This window comes from Streptomyces sp. TLI_146, from assembly GCF_002846415.1.
Classification (GTDB): domain Bacteria; phylum Actinomycetota; class Actinomycetes; order Streptomycetales; family Streptomycetaceae; genus Streptomyces.
This window is the reverse complement of sequence record NZ_PJMX01000001.1, coordinates 5,024,300-5,043,125: the sequence shown is the minus strand read 5'-3', so window position 1 is coordinate 5,043,125 and position 18,826 is coordinate 5,024,300. Positions and strand designations below refer to the sequence as shown.

The window sequence follows — 18,826 nt, the reverse complement described above, 5'->3', positions numbered from 1 at the left end:
CCCACACGCCCCAGCGTACGCCGAATGGTGGGCGCCTATGCTCGCCCTCGTGGAAAACCACTCCTTGCCGCGGACCGCCGCCTTCTTCGACTTGGACAAGACAGTCATTGCCAAGTCGTCGACTCTCACGTTCAGCAAGTCCTTCTATCAAGGGGGGCTCATCAACCGCCGGGCCGTGCTGCGCACGGCCTACGCACAGTTCGTGTTCCTCGCGGGCGGCGCTGACCATGATCAGATGGAGCGGATGCGCCAGTATCTGTCGGCGCTCTGCAAGGGCTGGAACGTCCAGCAGGTGAAGGAGATCGTCGCCGAGACGCTCCACGACCTGATCGACCCGATCATCTACGACGAGGCTGCCTCCCTCATCGAGGAGCACCACACCGCCGGCCGGGACGTCGTGATCGTCTCGACCTCCGGCGCCGAGGTGGTCGAGCCGATCGGCGAGCTGCTCGGGGCGGACCGCGTGGTGGCCACCCGGATGGTCGTGGGCCCCGACGGCTGCTTCACGGGAGACGTCGAGTACTACGCCTACGGCCCCACCAAGGCGGAGGCCGTCAAGGAGCTCGCCGCGTCCGAGGGCTACGACCTGGCCCGCTGCTACGCGTACAGCGACTCGGCGACCGACGTCCCGATGCTGGAGGCGGTGGGCCACCCCTTCGCGGTCAACCCGGATCGGGCACTCCGGCGCGAAGCGGCCATCCGAGATTGGCCGGTTCTCGTCTTCAATCGGCCGGTCCGGCTCAAGCAGCGGCTGCCCGCCCTCTCCATGCCGCCCCGCCCGGCACTGGTCGCGGCGGCGGCCGTGGGCGCCGCGGCGGCCACCGCCGGGCTCGTCTGGTACGCGAGTCGGCGGCGCGCCGCGACCGCGAGCTGACCGAGAGGCACCACGTCCGAGGGGCATCCGATCAGCGCTGACCGTTCTGCCCTGTTTGAACCTAAAAGTAAAGAAGTGCAGTCAGGGGTTCCGCTTCACCCCGGCCTGGAGTACAAATAAGGCAACGGCCCGCGAGACCTGGGACATCCGAGAGGATCACCTTCTACGCAACACGGCCCCACGGACCGAGCATGGACATCGAGCACCCACGCGACGTCGACCCGTCGATTACGGGCCAGCCGCACCAGGTGACGGGCAGAAGTTCCCGACCTGATGGGCAACATTCGAGGACGCTTGGTAACACGGTGAACATGCCAGCGGCGGTACCGATCCGGTACCGCCGCAACCCTTTTCCGGCGCCCTTCGCCTTCCGGCCCACGCCGTCCAGCACCCAGCGCCGTACCGCCTACGCGGCTCCGCGCTGAAGCGCCTCGCAGACGGCCGTCGACTCCCGTACCCCGAGCTCGATCGAGCGCCCGCAGTGGGTGATCCAGGCCGCCACGCCCTCCGGCGTCCCCGAGGCATAGCCGTCCAGCGCCGCGGCGTACGCCGCGCGCCCCTGCTCCGCATGGCCGACCTCGGCCGGGCAGATCGACTTCGGGTCGAGGCCGCTGCCGATCAGCACGATGCGCTCGGCGGCCCGCGCCACCAGCCCGTTGTACGAGCCGAACGGACGCAGCGCGAGCAGTTCGCCGTGTACCACGGCGGCCGTGACGAGCGCCGGGGCCGAGGAGCCCGCGATGATCAGCTGGGAGAGCCCTTCCAGTCGGCCCGCCACCTCGTCCGCGTCCGGCAGCGCCAGCTCGATCAGCGGCTCGTCCACCGGCTCGCCGTGCTGCCGGGGGCGACCCACCGTGTCGGCCGAGTCGGCGGCCGCGACCAGGTGCAGCCGGGCGAGGACCCGCAGCGGCGACTGCCGCCAGATGGAGAGCAGCTGGCCGGCCTCGGCGGTCAGCCGCAGGGCCGCGCCGACCGTGCGCGCCTCGGCCTCCGAGCCGAAGTCGGTGCGCCGCCGCACCTCCTCAAGGGCCCAGTCGGCGCCGGAGAGCGCCGCGCTGCCGCGCGCCCCGCGCAGCGCCGCCTCCGAGGTGATCTCGTTGCTGCGCCGCCGCATGACCCGGTGTCCGTAGACCCGGTCGACGACTTTGCGTACGGAGTCCACGGCGTCCGGGACACCCGGCAGCGAGCCCAGGGCGACAAGCGGATCGGGGGCCGACGAGGCGTTCGTACTCATAAGTAGGGAGGCTACGCGCCCCCGGCCCACACCCCACCTTCGAGTGGTCTTCTTCACTCGCCACCCCTACATCATGCTGTCACGCGATTACCGTTGGTGAACATGAAGATCGCTTTCGTAGGCAAGGGCGGCAGCGGCAAGACCACGCTGTCCTCGCTCTTCATCCGCCACCTCACCGCCAACGAGGCCGCCGTGCTCGCGGTCGACGCCGACATCAACCAGCACCTGGGGGCCGCGCTCGGGCTCGACGAGGCGGAGGCCGCCGCGCTGCCCGCGCTGGGCGCGCAGCTGCCGATGATCAAGGACTATCTGCGCGGCACCAACCCCCGGATCGCCTCCGCCGAGACGATGATCAAGACGACGCCCCCGGGCCAGGGCTCCCGGCTGCTGCGGATCCGCGAGTCGAATCCGGTCTACGAGGCGTGCGCGCGGCGGGTGGTGCTCGACGACGGGGACATCCGGCTGATGGCGACCGGCCCGTTCAGCGAGTCCGACCTGGGCGTGGCCTGCTACCACTCGAAGGTCGGGGCGGTGGAGCTGTGCCTGAACCACCTGGTGGACGGGCCGGACGAGTACGTCGTCGTCGATATGACGGCCGGGTCGGACTCGTTCGCCTCCGGCATGTTCACGCGCTTCGACATGACGTTCCTGGTGGCCGAGCCGACCCGCAAGGGCGTGTCGGTCTACCGCCAGTACAAGGAGTACGCACGGGACTTCGGGGTCGCTCTGAAGGTCGTCGGCAACAAGGTGCAGGGCCAGGACGACCTGGACTTCCTGCGGTCCGAGGTCGGCGAGGACCTGCTCGTCACGGTCGGCCACTCCGACTGGGTGCGCGCGATGGAGAAGGGGCGCCCGCCGCGCTTCGAGCTCCTGGAGGCGGACAACCGGCTCGCCCTCCAGGCCCTTCAGAACGCGGCGGACGACTCGTACGAGTCGCGCGACTGGGAGCGCTACACCCGCCAGATGGTGCACTTCCATCTGAAGAACGCTGAGAGCTGGGGGAACGCGAAGACGGGCGCCGACCTGGCGGCCCAGGTCGACCCCGCCTTCGTCCTGCGGGAGGAACTCGCCGTTCCGCAGCCGAGCTGATCCCGCGAGCCGATCTCGCGTGCTGATCCCGTGAGCTCGGCTCGCCGAAGGGATCAGCGCGCGGCGGCCTGCTTGAGGCCGGGCTGCGGGAGCGGCTTGGCCGGCTGGACCGGCACCGCGGGCTGGGCGGTCAGAAAGGCCGTCCAGCCGCCCTTCGGGGCCTCGCCGACCTTCAGCTGACGGAATTTGTCGAGTGTCGACGGGTCCTGCGCGTCCAGCCAGTCGGCGAGCTGACGGAACGACACGCAGTGCACGTCGCGCTTGACGCAGACCGTCTTGATCGTGTCCTCGACGGCCCGCATGTACGTGCCGCCGTTCCAGGACTCGAAGTGGTTGCCGATGATCAGCGGCGCGCGGTTGCCGTTGTACGAGCGCTCGAAGGCCTGGAGCAGGCCGTCGCGCATCTGGTTGCCCCAGTACTCGTGCTGGTCGGCCTCGCCCGTCACCGCGCCCGACTGGTTCATGTAGAAGTTGTAGTCCATCGACAGCGTCTGGAAGGCGCGGCCCGGGACCGGCACCAGCTGCATGGACAGGTCCCAGACGCCGTTGTCGTTCTTCTTCGGCCACACCTGGTCGTTGACGCCGCTGGTGTCATAGCGCCAGCCGAGCTGGCCGGCCGCCTGCACGAAGTTCTTGCGGCCCTCCAGGCAGGGCGTGCGGCCGCCGATGAGCTCCTTGTCGTAGTCGAACGGAAGCGGCGCCTCCGCCGTGAGCCCGGAGTTCGACTTCCAGTTCTTCACGAACGACTTGGCCTGGGCGATCTCGCTCTTCCACTCGTCCACCGACCAGGTGCCGACGCCGCCGTCGTTCCCGCAGAAGTGGCCGTTGAAGTGGGTGCCGACCTCGTTGCCCTCCTGCCAGGCGGCCCGCAGCTGGGTGACCGTGTCCTTGATGCCCTTGAGGTCGTTGAACCCGATGTCACTGCTGCCCGCCGAGTGCTTGGGCGCGGTGTACCGCTCGCGCTTCTCCTCCGGGAGCATGTACACACCGCTGAGGAAGTACGTCATCGTCGCGTTGTACTTCTTGCCGACCTCGCGGAAGTGGGAGAACAGCCGCTGGCTGTCCTCTCCCGCGCCGTCCCAGGAGAACACGACGAACTGCGGGGGCTGCTGACCGGGCGCCAGTTTGCGCGGCTTCAGCAGATGGGGCTGGAGTCCGGTGAACGCGGTGGAGCCGTCGCCGATCAGGCGTACGGCCGTCTTGGGGGCGGCGGCACCGGCCGCTCCAGGGCCGGGCGCGGCCGCCTTGGTCCCGTTGCCCACGGAACATCCGGCGGCGCTCGCGACGAGCGCGGCGACGACGGCCCCGGTGGCGATCCTCTTCGTGGCGGCCATCATCCGCCCACCCTCTTCCTCGCAGATCGGTAGATCCGAAGATCTCTCGCGCTGAACATCATCAAATCGCCGCAAAAGTGACACGGAGCATGAAGGAAGAAGGCGCGACAGGCCGCACGAAAAGCTGCTTATTCACCGCCAAGAGTGAATCGTTGACCTATTTGCCCTAAATGCCAAGCGCTGACCTTTACTCTGCATTACGATTCGTTTACCGAGAGTTGAGAATCCCGCCGCTGCACGCCGTGACCCACGGCCGCGACCCCACATCCGCGACCGCGCCGCCCCGGAGGAGACGGGAACCATGTCTGCCTGCGTCCCCACCCGCACCCAGCCCCTCACTCACACCGACAGCCAGCAGCACTCGCACGCGCCACCGCCCAGGAAAGGGGGCCGCCGCTTCCGGATCGCCGGAGCCGATCTGTCCGCATCCGTCACCGTCTTCCTGCTCGCCGTCCCGATGTCGCTCGGCCTCGCCGTCGCCATCGACGCCCCGCTGGAAGCCGGACTCATCGCCGCCGGAGTCGGCGGCATCGTCGCCGGGCTGCTCGGCGGCTCACCGCTCCTTGTCAGTGGCCCATCCGCCGGACTCACGGTGGTATCGGCCGAGTTGATCCAGAGCTACGGCTGGCGCACCACCTGCGCCATCACCGTGCTCGCGGGTCTGCTCCAGATCGCACTCGGCTCACTCAGGACCGCGCGCTCCGCGCTCGCCGTGAGCCCCGCCATCGTGCACGGCACCCTCGCCGGCATCGGCGCCGCCATCGCGCTCGCCCAGCTCCACATCGTCCTGGGCGGCTCCCCGCAGAGCTCGGCCGTGGACAACGCCCAAGCTCTCCCAGGCCAGTTGGCCAAGGTCGGCCCTGCCGCACCCCTCATCGGGGCGCTCACCATCGCCGTGCTCATGACGTGGCCCCGCCTTCCCGGGCGGGTGGGAAAGGCGCTGCGCCGCATCCCCGCCGCGCTCGCCTGTGTGGTGATCGCCACCGGCGTGGCCGCCGTGGCCGCGCCCGGCATCGCCCGGGTCGACCTGCCCTCCTGGGACGCCCATGTGCTGCCGGAGCCGCCACACGGACCGGTGGCCGGGCTGGTCGCCGCCGTACTCACGGTGACACTGGTGGCCAGCCTGGAGTCGCTGCTCTCCGCCGTCGCCGTGGACAAGCTGGCGGCCGAGCGGCCAGGGGCCGCCGCACCCGCCCGGGCCGACCTCGACCGGGAGTTGCGCGGCCAGGGCATCGCCAACGCCGTCTCCGGGCTGCTCGGCGGAATGCCGGTCTCCGGCGGCGCGGTGCGCGGCAGCGCCAACGTACGGGCCGGGGCGACCGGCCGTGCCTCCACCGTGCTGCACGGGGTGTGGGTGCTGCTCGCCGCCGGGCTGCTCGTGGCCGTCCTGGAGTGGATCCCGCTGGCGGCGCTGGCCGCACTGGTGATGATGGTCGGCATCCAGATGGTGTCGTTCGCCCACATCCGCAACGTCCACAAGCACCGCGAGTTCCTGGTGTACGCGGCGACGGTGGCCGGGGTGCTCCTGTTCGGGGTGCTGCACGGCGTGGTCATCGGGATCGCCATGGCCGTCGCGGTCGCGCTGCGCCGGGTGGCGCGCACCCGGATCACGGTGCAGCGCCAGGACGACCTGTCGTATCTGGTCCGGGCACGCGGCCAGTTGACGTTCCTCGCCGTGCCCCGGCTGACCCGGTCGCTCCTCCAGGTGCCCCAAGGGGCGAGCGCTGTGGTGGAGTTGGACGGCTCGTTCATGGACCACGCGGCGTACGAGGCACTGCACAGTTGGCAGGGCACGCACACCGCGCGCGGTGGCGAGGTGCGGATCACCGGCCGGGCCGGCGGACGGATCGCCGAGCCCGCCTCCGGCTCGCAGAGCTGCTGCCGGCCCTGGACGCCCTGGCGCAACCACCACTGCCACGGCAAGGCGCCGGCGCCCAGGCGGCACGGGCATCAACTGGCCAGCGGGCTCAGCTCGTTCCAGCGCAACACCGCGCCGCTGGTGCGGGACGAGCTGGCGCGCCTGGCGCGCGAAGGGCAGCAGCCCTCCCAGCTCTTCCTCACCTGCGCGGACTCCCGGCTGGTCACCAGCATGATCACGTCGAGCGGCCCGGGCGATCTGTTCACCGTGCGCAACGTCGGCAATCTGGTGCCCCTGCCCGGCGAGGAGTACGGCGACGACTCGGTGGCGGCGGCGATCGAGTACGCGGTCGAGGTGCTGCGGGTCGAGTCCATCACCGTCTGCGGGCACTCCGGCTGCGGGGCGATGCAGGCGCTCCTGAACAGCAAGCCGGACGCCCCGCAGACGCCCCTGCGGCGCTGGCTGCGCCACGGGATGCCGAGCCTGGAGCGGATGGCGAGCCGCAGGCACTCCTGGGCGCGGATCGCCGGGCGGCTGCCCGCCGACGCCGTGGAGCAGCTCTGCCTCACCAATGTGGTGCAGCAGCTGGACCATCTGCGGCGCCATGAGTCGGTGGCGCGGCGGCTGGCCGAGGGCACGCTGACACTGCACGGGATGTACTTCCATGTGGGCGAGGCCCAGGCGTACTTGCTGGCGTCCGACGACTGCGAGGAGGTGTTCGAGGGAGTGGGTCCGACGGCCCTTGAGGCGTCCCCCATCTGAGGTGGTGGTGGCGCCGCGCCTCCCGCGCATCCCTGAACCCGGGGCGGACTTTGTCCGTGAGACCGTCTGATGACACGCCGATGAGCCGGAACCCTTACAGGTCTAAACCAATTTTCGGGAGACTCTTGTCACCCGGCGATTGGCCTGATGAGCTAGGGCCCGGGACACATAGGCACATAGGACGCCCTGGGAAAGGGAGATGTCGTGAGCAACGAAAGCCTGGCCAACCTCTTGAAGGAGGAGCGCCGGTTCGCTCCTCCTGCCGAGCTGGCTGCCAACGCCAACGTGACGGCGGAGGCGTACGAGCAGGCCAAGGCGGACAGGCTGGGCTTCTGGGCCGAGCAGGCCCGGCGCCTGACCTGGGCCACGGAGCCGACCGAGACGCTCGACTGGTCGAACCCGCCGTTCGCGAAGTGGTTCGCCGACGGGCAGCTCAACGTGGCGTACAACTGCGTGGACCGGCACGTCGAGGCCGGGAACGGCGACCGGGTCGCCATCCACTTCGAGGGCGAGCCCGGCGACAGCCGCGCGATCACCTACGCGGAGCTGAAGGACGAGGTCTCCCGGGCCGCCAACGCCCTTACGGAGCTGGGTGTACGGGCCGGTGACCGGGTCGCGGTGTACATGCCGATGATCCCCGAGGCGGCCGTCGCGATGCTGGCCTGCGCCCGTATCGGGGCCGCGCACTCGGTGGTGTTCGGCGGGTTCTCGGCCGACGCCGTCGCCTCCCGTATCCAGGACGCCGACGCGAAGCTGGTCATCACGGCCGACGGTGGCTACCGGCGCGGCAAGCCGTCCGCGCTCAAGCCCGCGATCGACGAGGCCGTGGCGAAGTGCCCGCAGGTCGAGCACGTGCTCGTGGTGCGGCGTACGGGCCAGGAGACCGCGTTCACCGAGGGCCGGGACGTCTGGTGGGACGACATCGTCGGCCGTCAGTCGGCCGAGCACACCCCGCAGGCGTTCGACGCCGAGCACCCGCTGTTCATCCTGTACACCTCGGGGACCACGGGTAAGCCGAAGGGCATCCTGCACACCTCCGGCGGCTATCTGACGCAGGCCGCCTACACGCACCACGCGGTCTTCGACCTCAAGCCCGAGACCGATGTGTACTGGTGCACCGCCGACATCGGCTGGGTGACCGGTCACTCGTACATCGTGTACGGGCCGCTGGCCAACGGGGCGACGCAGGTCATGTACGAGGGCACGCCGGACACCCCGCACCAGGGGCGGTTCTGGGAGATCGTGCAGAAGTACGGGGTGACGATCCTCTACACGGCGCCCACCGCGATCCGTACGTTCATGAAGTGGGGCGACGACATCCCCGCGAAGTTCGACCTGTCGTCGCTGCGGGTGCTGGGGTCGGTGGGCGAGCCCATCAACCCCGAGGCGTGGATCTGGTACCGCAAGCACATCGGGGCGGACAAGTGCCCCATCGTGGACACGTGGTGGCAGACGGAGACCGGCGCGATGATGATCTCGCCGCTGCCGGGCGTCACGGAGACCAAGCCCGGGTCCGCGCAGCGGGCGCTGCCGGGCATCTCGGCGACCGTCGTGGACGACGAGGCGCACGAGGTGCCGAACGGGGGCGGCGGTTACCTCGTCCTGACCGAGCCGTGGCCGTCGATGCTGCGCACGATCTGGGGCGACGACCAGCGGTTCATCGACACGTACTGGTCGCGGTTCGAGGGGAAGTACTTCGCCGGTGACGGGGCGAAGAAGGACGAGGACGGGGACATCTGGCTGCTCGGCCGGGTCGACGACGTGATGCTCGTGTCCGGGCACAACATCTCGACGACCGAGGTCGAGTCGGCGCTGGTGTCGCACCCGTCGGTGGCCGAGGCGGCGGTGGTCGGCGCGGCCGACGAGACGACCGGTCAGGCGATCGTGGCGTTCGTGATCCTGCGGGGGTCGGCGGCGGAGTCGGACGGGCTGGTGGAGGAGCTGCGGGCGCACGTGGGTGCGACGCTGGGGCCGATCGCCAAGCCGAAGCGGGTGCTGCCGGTGGCGGAGCTGCCGAAGACTCGGTCGGGGAAGATCATGCGGCGGTTGCTGCGGGATGTTGCGGAGAACCGGGAGCTGGGGGACGTCACGACGCTGACGGACTCGTCGGTGATGGATCTGATTCAGACGAAGCTGCCGACCGCTTCCAGCGAGGACTGAGCGGGGGCTTGGGGCCCGGCTGCGGGTTGTGCGTGGCTGGGCCTTAACCCTCCGGGGTGGGTGGGTGGGGGCTGAGGTGGGTCTCCCGGGGCTGCGCCCCCGGACCCCGTTTGGGGCCTGCGGCCCCTGCACCCCGGCTCGCGTTCGTCTGCGGACCGTGGATGGCTGGTCGCGCAGTTCCCCGCGCCCCTGAAATGCTCGGCTTCGCCCTCGCACTCGCCCGTACCCCCTAGAGGCACGGGGAACTGCGCGCGCAACCCACCCCCACCCGCGGACGAAACCCGCCCGCACCCGGAGGGCCCACCTCCCCACTTACGCATAAAGTGACGATCGCCGGATTCATCCCCGCACCCAGGTAAAGACTTAGGTAAAGTAAAGATCGAGGAACCTAGGTGCGCCGGGAAGTCTGGTCGGCAACGTGCTTTGTCATGCCCGCCGAACCGACCGGAGGTCGTCCCCCGTGGCCGCGCCCGTAACCCCGAAGGACCGCCGGAAGTTTCTCGGGCGGCTCTCGCTGCCCGAGCGGAACTTCGTCGCCGATGCACTGCGCGCCGAGACCGTCGGCGGTGTGCTGCTGCTCGTGGCCGCGATCGTGGCGTTGATCTGGGCCAACACCCTCGGCGGTAGCTACGCCGACGTGCGCGGGTTCCACGTCGGCATCGAGGCCCTCGGGCTCGATCTCTCGCTTCAGCACTGGGCCGCCGACGGGCTCCTCGCCGTCTTCTTCTTCGTCGCCGGGATCGAGCTCAAGCGCGAGCTCGTCGCCGGTGAGCTGCGCGATCCCAAGGCCGCCGCGCTGCCGGTGATCGCCGCGATCTGCGGAATGGCCGTGCCCGCGCTCGTATACGCGCTGGTCAACACCGTCGGCGGCGGCGCGATGGACGGGTGGGCCGTGCCGACGGCCACCGACATCGCCTTCGCGCTGGCCGTGCTCGCGGTCATCGGGACCTCGCTGCCGTCCGCCCTGCGTGCGTTCCTGCTGACGCTCGCCGTCGTGGACGACCTGTTCGCCATCCTCATCATCGCCGTGTTCTTCACCAAGGAGATCGACTTCGCCGCCCTCGGCGGCTCCGTCGTCGGTCTCGCGGTCTTCTGGCTGCTGCTGCGCAAGGGCGTGCGCGGCTGGTACGTGTACGTACCGCTCGCGCTGGTCATCTGGGGCCTGATGTACAACAGCGGCGTCCACGCGACCATCGCGGGCGTCGCCATGGGTCTGATGCTGCGCTGCAGCCGCCGGGAGGGCGAGGAGCACTCCCCCGGCGAGCACATCGAGCACCTGGTGCGACCGCTCTCCGCCGGGCTCGCCGTGCCGCTCTTCGCGCTGATGTCGGCCGGGGTCGGCGTCAGCGGCGGGGCGCTCGCGGACGTCTTCACGCAGCCCGAGACGCTCGGCGTGGTGCTCGGCCTGGTGGTCGGCAAGGCGGTCGGGATCTTCGGCGGCACCTGGTGCGCGGCCCGGTTCACCAGGGCGGAGCTCAACGACGACCTGGCCTGGCCGGACGTCTTCGCCGTCGCCGCGCTCGCCGGGATCGGCTTCACCGTCTCGCTGCTCATCGGCGAGCTGGCCTTCGACGGCGAGGGCGCGCTGGCGGACGAGATCAAGGCAGCCGTGCTCATGGGCTCGCTGATCGCGGCCGTGTGCGCCACCGTCCTGCTGAAGCTGCGCGTACGCCGGTACCAGGCGCTCGTCGAGGAGGAGGAGCGCGACGAGGACCACGACGGCATCCCGGATGTGTACGAACAGCACAATCCGGCCTACCACCTGCGGATGGCCGCCATCTACGACGAGAAGGCCGCCGAGCACCGCCGCCTCGCGCAACTGGCGGGGGCGGGGAGCGACGAGGGCGGCCGTCCGGCATGATCTGACATCTGGGCCGGAGAAGGACATCTGGGCCGGGAGATGACGGGACCGGAGAAGAGGAGAGGGAGTCAGCGAATGAGCGACCCCAGCAACACCGCCGTCGGCGGCGCCGACCGCAGCCTCGGCCAGCTGATCGCCTCGGCGACCGCCGAGATGTCCGCGCTGGTGCACGACGAGATCGCGCTCGCCAAGGCGGAGCTGCGCCAGGACGTCAAGCGCGGGGCGATCGGTGGCATCGCCATCAGTACCGCGGGAGTGCTCGTCCTGTTCTCGCTGCCGGTGCTGAGCTTCGCGGCGGCGTACGGGATCCACAACCTGGGGCTGGGCCTCGCGTGGTCGTTCCTGATCGTGGGCGGTGCGTTCCTGCTGCTCGCGGCCCTGCTCGGGCTGCTGGCCGTGACCAAGTTCAAGAAGGTCAAGCCGCCGGAGAAGTCCATCGCCTCGGCCAAGCAGACCGCCGCCGTGCTCGGGGGCGTCAAGCCGCATCCCCGCCCGGTCACCGACCAGGCCCCGGCTGTGGCACGCTCGTCTGCATGACCGCACCTGATACCGGTACCGGCGCCACGGGCAGCCCTGGCGGCAATGGCAGCCCTGTGCGCATCGATGGTCCCTGGACACACAGGGACGTGGCGGCCAATGGTGCGCGCTTCCACATCGCGGAGCTGGGTGACGGTCCCCTGGTGTTGCTGCTCCACGGCTTTCCGCAGTTCTGGTGGACGTGGCGGCACCAGCTGACCGCGCTCGCCGACGCCGGTTTCCGGGCGGTCGCGATGGACCTGCGGGGCGTCGGCGGCAGCGACCGCACACCCCGGGGCTACGACCCGGCCAACCTCGCGCTGGACATCACCGGGGTCGTACGGTCGCTCGGCGAGCCCGACGCGGCGCTGGTCGGCCATGACCTGGGCGGCTATCTGGCGTGGACGGCGGCCGTGATGCGGCCCAAGCTGGTGCGCCGGCTGGTCGTGTCGTCGATGCCGCACCCCCGTCGCTGGCGCTCGGCGATGCTCTCCGACTTCTCGCAGTCGCGGGCCGGTTCCTACATCTGGGGCTTCCAGCGGCCGTGGCTGCCGGAGCGTCAGCTCGTCGCGGACGACGCGGCGCTGGTGGGGCGGCTGGTGCGGGAGTGGTCAGGTCCGGTGGCGCCGGAGGACGAGGCCGTGGAGGTCTACCGGCGGGCGATGACCATCCCGTCGACCGCGCACTGCTCGGTCGAGCCGTACCGCTGGATGGTGCGGTCGATGGCCCGGCCCGACGGCATCCAGTTCAACCGCCGGATGAAGCGGCCGGTACGGGTACCGACACTGCATCTGCACGGGTCGCTCGACCCGGTGATGCGCACCCGCAGTGCCGCGGGCTCCGGTGAGTACGTCGAAGCGCCCTACCGCTGGCGGCTGTTCGACGGTCTGGGCCACTTCCCGCACGAGGAGGACCCGGCCGCGTTCTCGGCGGAGCTGGTGAACTGGCTGAAGGATCCCGAGCCGGATAGGTGAAACCCCCTCGCGGCTGGGGGTCCGGGGGTTATCCCCCGGGAAGACACAGCCCGCATGAGGAGGACCCGGCCGCGTTCTCGGCGGAGCTGGTGAACTGGCTGAAGGATCCCGAGCCCGACCGGTAGGCCGACCGGCAGCGGGGCCGGTGGTCCCGCGGCTCTGTCCGGCAAGCGGACGGGAACGCTTGTCTGACGAACAGCCAAATGCCCGGCGCATAGGCCAATTGGCCGCCCGAGACGCGGTTACCGACCTTGGGGCCCGGGCAGACGTCGGGGTATGGGCTGGACGCACGACTACGGTGACGCAGCACGCAACCGCCGCTCGGCCACCGCGCCGATTTCGCACGAGAGGGGCGGCCCGCAAGGTCAGGGCCATGATCCCCAACTCGGTATTCCGCGTATCCTCCGCCGCCGGGCCCGCTGGGTCTCGGCGCGGCTGCGCCATTCGCGTACGTAGCACGGGCCGCGCGTGGACGACGTACGTACGCGATTACGGGCGCAGATACGCGAGGCCCGGGTGGACGTCCCGGTAGCCGTCCAGAAGCCGTCGGGCGACCTGGACCGAGTCGACCAGCGGATGCAGGGCGAAGGCCTTCACCGCCGCCCGCGCCGAGTCGGCCTCGGCGGCCTCCAGGACACACCGCTCGACCGCCTTCACCGCGCTGACCAGGCCCGCCTCGTGGCCGGTCAGCTGGGTCACGGGCAGCGGGTGCGGGCCTGACGCGTCGACGCGGCACGGGATCTCGACGACCGCCTCGGCGTCTAGGGCGTGCAGTGAGGCGCCGTTGCGCACGTTGAGGATGAGCGTCGCCGGTTCGTCGCGCGCGATGGCCCGCATCAGCGCCAGGGCGACGTTCTCGTACCCGCCCGACTCCAGGTCGTCGGCGGCGCGCTCGCCCGCGCCCGAGACCTCCCGGTTCTCGGACATGTACGTGGCCTCGCGCTCGGCGCGGGTGCGGTCCCAGGCGTCCCACGCCTGCTCGCCGTCCGCCACGGTCGCGTAGAAGCGCGCCTGCTGGTCCAGGAGGAAGGCGCCGCGGGTGAGTTCGGCCTGCCGGTACGCGGCGACGGCCTCGCGGTTGAAGTAGTAGTAGTGCAGATACTCGTTGGGCACCGAGCCCAGCGAGCGCAGCCAGTCGGCGCCGAAGAGCTTGCCCTCCTCGAACGAGGTCAGCAGCGCGTCGTCCGCGAACAGGCGCGGCAGGACGTTCTCCTCGCCCTCGTACAGGCCGTGCAGCCAGCCGAGGTGGTTGAGGCCCGCGTAGTCCAGCCGTACGGCGTCGGGGTCGGCGCCGACCGTACGAGCCACGCGGCGGGCCAGGCCGACCGGGGAATCGCAGATGCCGATCACTCGTTCGCCCAGGTGGCGGGCCATGGCCTCGGTGACGAGACCGGCCGGGTTGGTGAAGTTGATGACCCAGGCACCGGGCGCGACCGCCTTGATCCGGCGGGCGATCGCGTCCGCCACGGGCACGGTCCGCAGTCCGTACGCCACGCCGCCCGCGCCGACCGTCTCCTGGCCCAGGACACCCTCGGCGAGCGCGATCCGCTCGTCGGCCGCCCGGCCCGCCAGGCCGCCGACGCGGATCGCGGAGAAGACGAAGTCGGCGCCGCGCAGGGCCTCGTCGAGGTCGGTGGTGGCCCGTACGGCGGGCGCGTCGGCGCTGTCGCGGGCCTGGTCGGCGAGGACCCTGGCGATGGCCGCGAGCCGGGCCGCGTCCACGTCGTACAGCGTGACCTCGGTGACCCGGCCGGGCGCGCGGTCGCGCAGCAGGGCGCCGTACACGAGCGGCACGCGGAAACCGCCGCCGCCGAGGATCGTCAGTCGCATTCCGGCCTCTTCCGGGAGTCGGGGTCAGCGGGGCGGGGCTCCGGTCACAGGGCGCACTGCTGGCTGTCGACCTGCTGGTTGGCGGTGCGGCCCAGCTGGATGTCCTCGCGGATCTCACCGGCCGTCAGCGCGTATCCGGTGTTCGGGTCGTCGAGGGACTTGGCGAAGACCACTCCGTAGACCTTGCCGTCGGGGGTGAGGAGGGGGCCGCCGGAGTTGCCCGGGCGGACCGTGGTGAACAGCGAGTAGACCTCGCGGGTGACCGTGCCGCGGTGGTAGATGTCCGGGCCCGGCGGGGTGATCCGGCCGCGGACGCGCGCGGCGCGCACGTCGTACGGCTGGTCCTCGGGGAAGCCCGCGACGATCGCTCCGCTGCCGCTGTGCGCCGCCTGCGAGGAGAAGTGCAGGACCGGGGCCTTCAGGTCGGGCACGTCCAGGACCGCGATGTCGCGGCGCCAGTCGTAGACCACCACCGTCGCGTCGTACGTCCGGCCCTGGCCGCCTATCTGGATCTTCGGGTCCTCCACGCCGCCCACTACGTGGGCGTTGGTCATCACCCGGCGCTCGGCGAAGACGAAGCCGGTGCCCTCCAGGCGCTTGCCGCAGCTCGGCGCGGTGCCGGTGACCTTGACGATCGAGCGCTTGGCCTGGGCCGCCACGGGGCTGGTGGCCAGCGCCTGGTCGGGCGGCGGGACCTTGGTGATCGACTCGTTGGTGAACGGGGCGAAGACCTGCGGCAGCCCGTTCTGCGCCAGCATGGAGGAGAAGTCCGAGAACCAGGTGTACGCCTGCTTGGGCATCGCCTTGTCGACGCCGCGCAGGATCTGGGAGTCGTTGACCGCCCGTCCCAGCGCATTCCCCCTGCTCGACGACTGGGGGTCGGCCAGCGGGGAGAGCGCGGTGCCGATCAGCCAGGCGACCAGGAGCATCGCCACGACGTTGACCAGCGCGCCGCCCGTGGCGTCCAGGGCGCGCGCGGGCGACCAGGTGATGTGCTGGCGCAGTTTGTTGCCCAGGTGCGTGGTGAAGGCCTGGCCCACGGAGGCGCAGACGATCACGACGACGACCGCCACGATGGCGGCGGTGGTCGACACGTCCCGCTTGTCCGTCAGCTGGTCCCAGATGACCGGCAGCAGATACACGGCGATGAGACCACCGCCGAGGAAGCCGATCACCGACAGGATGCCGACGACGAAGCCCTGGCGGTAGCCGACGATCGCGAACCACACGGCGGCGACCAGCAACAGGATGTCCAGCACGTTCACGGGCCCACCCTGTCACGCGTGCCAGTCGAGCGGGACCCGCCTGGTGCGATCCCAGGGGCGCTCCCAGCCCGCGAAGTGCAGCAACCGGTCGATCACCCCGGCCGTGAAGCCCCAGACGAGGGCGGATTCGACCAGAAAGGCCGGGCCTGCGTGCCCCCTCGGGTGGACCGCGGTGGCCCGGTTGGCCGGGTCCGTGAGATCCGCCACGGGGACGGTGAAGACCCGGGCGGTCTCCGCCGCGTCCACCGCCCGCACCTCGGTCGGCTCGCGCCACCAGCCCAGGACGGGGGTCACCACGAAACCGCTCACCGGGATGTAGAGCCGGGGCAGCACGCCGAAGATCTGTACCCCTTCGGGGTCCAGGCCGGTCTCCTCCTCGGCCTCGCGCAGGGCGGCGCGCAGCGGTCCGGTGGTCTGCGGGTCGCCGTCCTCGGGGTCGAGGGCGCCGCCCGGGAAGGAGGGCTGGCCGCCGTGCGAGCGCAGCTGGCTGGCGCGCTCCATGAGCAGCAGCTCGGGCCCGGCCGGGCCGTCGCCGAAGAGGATCAGCACGGCGGACTGCCGCCCTGCGCCGCTCTCGGGCGGCAGGAAGCGGCTGAGCTGGAGCGGCTCGATGCTGTCGGCCGCGCGCGCGACGGGGTCGAGCCACTCGGGCAGGCCGTCACGGCTCACCACGGGGCCCTGGAGGCCCTGGGAGCCGCCGTCCCGGCCCGGGTGCCCGTCGGGCACGGCAACGCCGCCCGCGCCGCTCTCGTACCTCTCGTACGGCCTGCTGGGGTCACTCGTCTTGCTGGTGTCACTCGCTTGCGTCATAGGCACCCCCGTCGTCCACCGGTCACAACGTCCGGGACGGTCGCGTTCGTTCCGTCCGGTCATCCGCGATCCGTCATCCGGCCCCCAGCGGCGGGGCCGGGAGCCCCGGGTAGTCCGGGGGCGGGGAGAGCCGCTGGCCCGGGAAGCCGCCCTTCTCGTACTTCAGGAGCTTCTTCGCCTTCTCCGGGTCCGTCTCGCCCTCCCCGTACGCCGGGCAGAGCGGGGCGATGGGGCAGGCGCCGCAGGCGGGCTTGCGGGCGTGGCAGATGCGGCGGCCGTGGAAGACGACGCGGTGCGAGAGCATCGTCCACTCGCTCTTCGGGAAGATCTCGGCGACGACGGCCTCGACCTTGACCGGGTCCTCCTCGTCCGTCCACTTCCAGCGGCGGACCAGTCGGCCGAAGTGCGTGTCGACGGTGATGCCGGGGACGCCGAAGGCGTTGCCGAGCACCACGTTCGCCGTCTTGCGGCCGACTCCGGGGAGCTTCACCAAGTCGTCGAGGCGGCCCGGGACGTTGCCCCCGAAGTCGTCGCGGAGGGCGGCGGCGAGACCCATGATCGACTTGGTCTTGGCGCGGAAGAACCCGGTCGGCCGGATCAGCTGCTCGACCGCCTCCGGGTCGGCCGCGGCCAGGTCCTCGGGGGTCGGATACGCGGCGAACAGCGCGGGCGTCGTCTGGTTGACCCGCAGGTCCGTCGTCTGCGCGGACAGGACGGTCGCGACCAGGAGCTCGAAGGGGTTGCGGAAGTCGAGCTCCGGGTGGGCGTACGGATACACGTCCGCCAGCTCGCGGTTGATCCGGCGGGCGCGGCGGACCATGGAGAGGTGGGACTCGGGTTTGGCGGGCTTGGCGGCGGGCCGGGCGGGGGCGGTTTTCGCGGCCTTGGCGGTCTCGCCAGCCTTCGCGGGCTTGGCGGTCTTCGCGGTCTTCGCGGGCTTGGCCGGGGCCTTCTTGGTGACGGCCTTCTTGGTGACGGCCTTCTTGGCCGGTGCCTTCTTGGCCGGTGCCTCCTTGGCCGGTGCCTCCTTGGCCACGGTCTTCTTCACCGCCTTCTTGGCCGGGGCCTTCGCGGGCGTGCCCGGGGTGGCCGACGCGCCCGGGGCGGGCGCCGGCGCCGACGCGGCCCGATTGGCCGATTTTGATTCTTTCGCGGCTTTTTTCGGTTTACTCGCGGGCTGTTCGCCCACAGCGGAATCACTGCCTGCGGACACTCTTGTGGCCCCCCTGGCCTGCGCTCTCACCGGCGAATTGGACACCCGGCCAGCCTAAAGCCACGCACTGACATCCGCCCCGGCCACAGCGAATCACCACCCCAATCGGCCCCCTGCCGCACAGTCCGACACTCCGGTGCGTCATCCTTGTGATTGATCGCACTGTTTACCCCGTCCGGCAAAATGGGGAGCACGGTCCCCTGTACCGGTCGACAAGGAGAGAACTCGTGGACGACGTTCTGCGGCGCGCCCCGCTCTTCGCGGCGCTCGATGATGAGCAGGCCGCGGAGCTCCGCGCCTCGATGAGTGAGGTGACGCTCGCCCGCGGCGACGCCCTCTTCCACGAGGGCGACCCCGGCGACCGCCTCTACGTGGTCACCGAGGGCAAGGTCAAGCTCCACCGCACTTCCCCCGACGGCCGCGAGAACATGCTGGCGGTCCTCGGCCCCGGCGAGCTCATCGGCGAGCTGTCCCTCTTCGACCCGGGCCCGCGCACCGCCACCGCGACCGCGCTCACCGAGGTCAAGCTGCTGGGCCTGGGCCACGGCGACCTCCAGCCCTGGCTGAACGCCCGGCCCGAGGTGGCCACCGCCCTGCTGCGCGCCGTCGCCCGCCGACTGCGCAAGACCAACGACCAGATGTCCGACCTGGTCTTCTCCGACGTCCCGGGCCGCGTCGCCCGCGCGCTCCTCGACCTGTCGCGCCGCTTCGGCGTGCAGTCGGAAGAGGGCATCCACGTCGTGCACGACCTGACGCAGGAAGAGCTGGCCCAGCTGGTCGGCGCCTCCCGCGAGACGGTGAACAAGGCCCTCGCCGACTTCGCGCAGCGCGGCTGGCTGCGCCTGGAGGCCCGTGCGGTGATCCTGCTCGACGTCGAGCGGCTCGCCAAGCGCTCGCGCTGATACGGCCGTTCACCTGCGCGTTCGTACGTGACGGGGCCCCTCTCCCTCGGGAGGCGGGCCCCGTTGTCAGTGGTCGGTCCTAGTCTGTTGATACGTGGCAGACACCACGCGGCTCCTTGACAAGTGCACCGTGGAAAAAGGCGA

At 70.8% G+C, this 18,826-nt stretch carries 15 protein-coding genes; 9 read left to right on the top strand and 6 right to left on the bottom strand.

Features of this window, described 5'->3' with window-relative positions; translation table 11 throughout:
• Window positions 1-37 precede the first annotated feature (37 nt).
• Window positions 38-874 (top strand): HAD family phosphatase, encoded by an 837-nt coding sequence (locus BX283_RS22650; protein WP_101389361.1) that lies wholly within the window; start codon window positions 38-40, stop codon window positions 872-874.
• Between the two features lie 406 nt (window positions 875-1,280).
• On the opposite strand, the gene BX283_RS22645 is transcribed toward BX283_RS22650, so the two are convergent.
• Window positions 1,281-2,108, bottom strand: coding sequence for an oxidoreductase (locus BX283_RS22645; RefSeq protein WP_101389360.1), 828 nt, complete (start codon window positions 2,106-2,108; stop codon window positions 1,281-1,283).
• A 102-nt stretch (window positions 2,109-2,210) separates the two neighbouring features.
• Here BX283_RS22645 and BX283_RS22640 point away from each other — a divergent pair, with 102 nt between their 5' ends.
• Window positions 2,211-3,197: an ATP-binding protein gene (locus BX283_RS22640; RefSeq protein WP_101389359.1), complete on the top strand. Its 987-nt coding sequence runs from the start codon at window positions 2,211-2,213 to the stop codon at window positions 3,195-3,197.
• A 53-nt stretch (window positions 3,198-3,250) separates the two neighbouring features.
• Here the strand turns inward: BX283_RS22640 and BX283_RS22635 are convergent, their stop codons facing one another.
• Window positions 3,251-4,534 (bottom strand): hypothetical protein, encoded by a 1,284-nt coding sequence (locus BX283_RS22635; protein ID WP_101389358.1) that lies wholly within the window; start codon window positions 4,532-4,534, stop codon window positions 3,251-3,253.
• 298 nt (window positions 4,535-4,832) lie between these two features.
• Here BX283_RS22635 and BX283_RS22630 point away from each other — a divergent pair, with 298 nt between their 5' ends.
• From BX283_RS22630 to BX283_RS41665, 6 genes are all read left to right on the top strand, one after another.
• Window positions 4,833-7,151 (top strand): bifunctional SulP family inorganic anion transporter/carbonic anhydrase, encoded by a 2,319-nt coding sequence (locus BX283_RS22630; protein ID WP_101389357.1) that lies wholly within the window; start codon window positions 4,833-4,835, stop codon window positions 7,149-7,151.
• Between the two features lie 204 nt (window positions 7,152-7,355).
• Window positions 7,356-9,311 (top strand): acetate--CoA ligase, encoded by a 1,956-nt coding sequence (gene acs, locus BX283_RS22625; protein WP_101389356.1) that lies wholly within the window; start codon window positions 7,356-7,358, stop codon window positions 9,309-9,311.
• A gap of 460 nt (window positions 9,312-9,771) precedes the next feature.
• Complete coding sequence (nhaA, locus tag BX283_RS22620) at window positions 9,772-11,172, top strand: Na+/H+ antiporter NhaA (RefSeq protein WP_101389355.1); 1,401 nt, start codon at window positions 9,772-9,774, stop codon at window positions 11,170-11,172.
• Between the two features lie 75 nt (window positions 11,173-11,247).
• Window positions 11,248-11,709 carry a phage holin family protein gene (locus BX283_RS22615; RefSeq protein WP_101389354.1) on the top strand — a complete coding sequence of 154 codons (462 nt, stop codon included), beginning with the start codon at window positions 11,248-11,250 and terminating at the stop codon, window positions 11,707-11,709.
• Window positions 11,706-12,662 (top strand): alpha/beta fold hydrolase, encoded by a 957-nt coding sequence (locus BX283_RS22610; RefSeq protein ID WP_101389353.1) that lies wholly within the window; start codon window positions 11,706-11,708, stop codon window positions 12,660-12,662. Before BX283_RS22615 ends, BX283_RS22610 begins: the two co-directional genes overlap by 4 nt.
• A 276-nt stretch (window positions 12,663-12,938) precedes the next feature.
• Window positions 12,939-13,118: a hypothetical protein gene (locus tag BX283_RS41665; RefSeq protein ID WP_079126084.1), complete on the top strand. Its 180-nt coding sequence runs from the start codon at window positions 12,939-12,941 to the stop codon at window positions 13,116-13,118.
• Between the two features lie 33 nt (window positions 13,119-13,151).
• On the opposite strand, the gene BX283_RS22600 is transcribed toward BX283_RS41665, so the two are convergent.
• From BX283_RS22600 to nth, 4 genes are all read right to left on the bottom strand, one after another.
• Window positions 13,152-14,492 (bottom strand): 6-phospho-beta-glucosidase, encoded by a 1,341-nt coding sequence (locus tag BX283_RS22600; RefSeq protein WP_101389352.1) that lies wholly within the window; start codon window positions 14,490-14,492, stop codon window positions 13,152-13,154.
• Window positions 14,493-14,536: 44 nt separating this feature from the next.
• Entirely contained in the window at window positions 14,537-15,757 is a 1,221-nt protein-coding gene (locus tag BX283_RS22595) for a MarP family serine protease (RefSeq protein ID WP_101389351.1), read from the bottom strand.
• A 12-nt stretch (window positions 15,758-15,769) separates the two neighbouring features.
• Entirely contained in the window at window positions 15,770-16,567 is a 798-nt protein-coding gene (locus BX283_RS22590; RefSeq protein ID WP_101389350.1) for a CoA pyrophosphatase, read from the bottom strand.
• A gap of 73 nt (window positions 16,568-16,640) precedes the next feature.
• Window positions 16,641-17,756 (bottom strand): endonuclease III, encoded by a 1,116-nt coding sequence (gene nth / locus BX283_RS22585; protein ID WP_180357228.1) that lies wholly within the window; start codon window positions 17,754-17,756, stop codon window positions 16,641-16,643.
• 251 nt (window positions 17,757-18,007) lie between these two features.
• Between nth and BX283_RS22580 the strand changes: the two genes are divergently transcribed.
• Window positions 18,008-18,682 carry a Crp/Fnr family transcriptional regulator gene (locus tag BX283_RS22580; protein ID WP_017947815.1) on the top strand — a complete coding sequence of 225 codons (675 nt, stop codon included), beginning with the start codon at window positions 18,008-18,010 and terminating at the stop codon, window positions 18,680-18,682.
• The last annotated feature ends 144 nt before the right edge of the window (window positions 18,683-18,826 follow it).

Excerpts from the sequence above, each read along its gene's own strand:
- BX283_RS22650 (WP_101389361.1), top strand. The coding sequence starts at position 38 with ATGCTCGCCCTCGTGGAAAACCACTCCTTGCCGCGGACCGCCGCCTTC.
- BX283_RS22645 (WP_101389360.1), bottom strand. The coding sequence starts at position 2,108 with ATGAGTACGAACGCCTCGTCGGCCCCCGATCCGCTTGTCGCCCTGGGC.
- BX283_RS22640 (WP_101389359.1), top strand. The coding sequence starts at position 2,211 with ATGAAGATCGCTTTCGTAGGCAAGGGCGGCAGCGGCAAGACCACGCTG.
- BX283_RS22635 (WP_101389358.1), bottom strand. The coding sequence starts at position 4,534 with ATGATGGCCGCCACGAAGAGGATCGCCACCGGGGCCGTCGTCGCCGCG.
- BX283_RS22630 (WP_101389357.1), top strand. The coding sequence starts at position 4,833 with ATGTCTGCCTGCGTCCCCACCCGCACCCAGCCCCTCACTCACACCGAC.
- BX283_RS22615 (WP_101389354.1), top strand. The coding sequence starts at position 11,248 with ATGAGCGACCCCAGCAACACCGCCGTCGGCGGCGCCGACCGCAGCCTC.
- BX283_RS22610 (WP_101389353.1), top strand. The coding sequence starts at position 11,706 with ATGACCGCACCTGATACCGGTACCGGCGCCACGGGCAGCCCTGGCGGC.
- BX283_RS41665 (WP_079126084.1), top strand. The coding sequence starts at position 12,939 with ATGGGCTGGACGCACGACTACGGTGACGCAGCACGCAACCGCCGCTCG.
- BX283_RS22600 (WP_101389352.1), bottom strand. The coding sequence starts at position 14,492 with ATGCGACTGACGATCCTCGGCGGCGGCGGTTTCCGCGTGCCGCTCGTG.
- BX283_RS22590 (WP_101389350.1), bottom strand. The coding sequence starts at position 16,567 with ATGACGCAAGCGAGTGACACCAGCAAGACGAGTGACCCCAGCAGGCCG.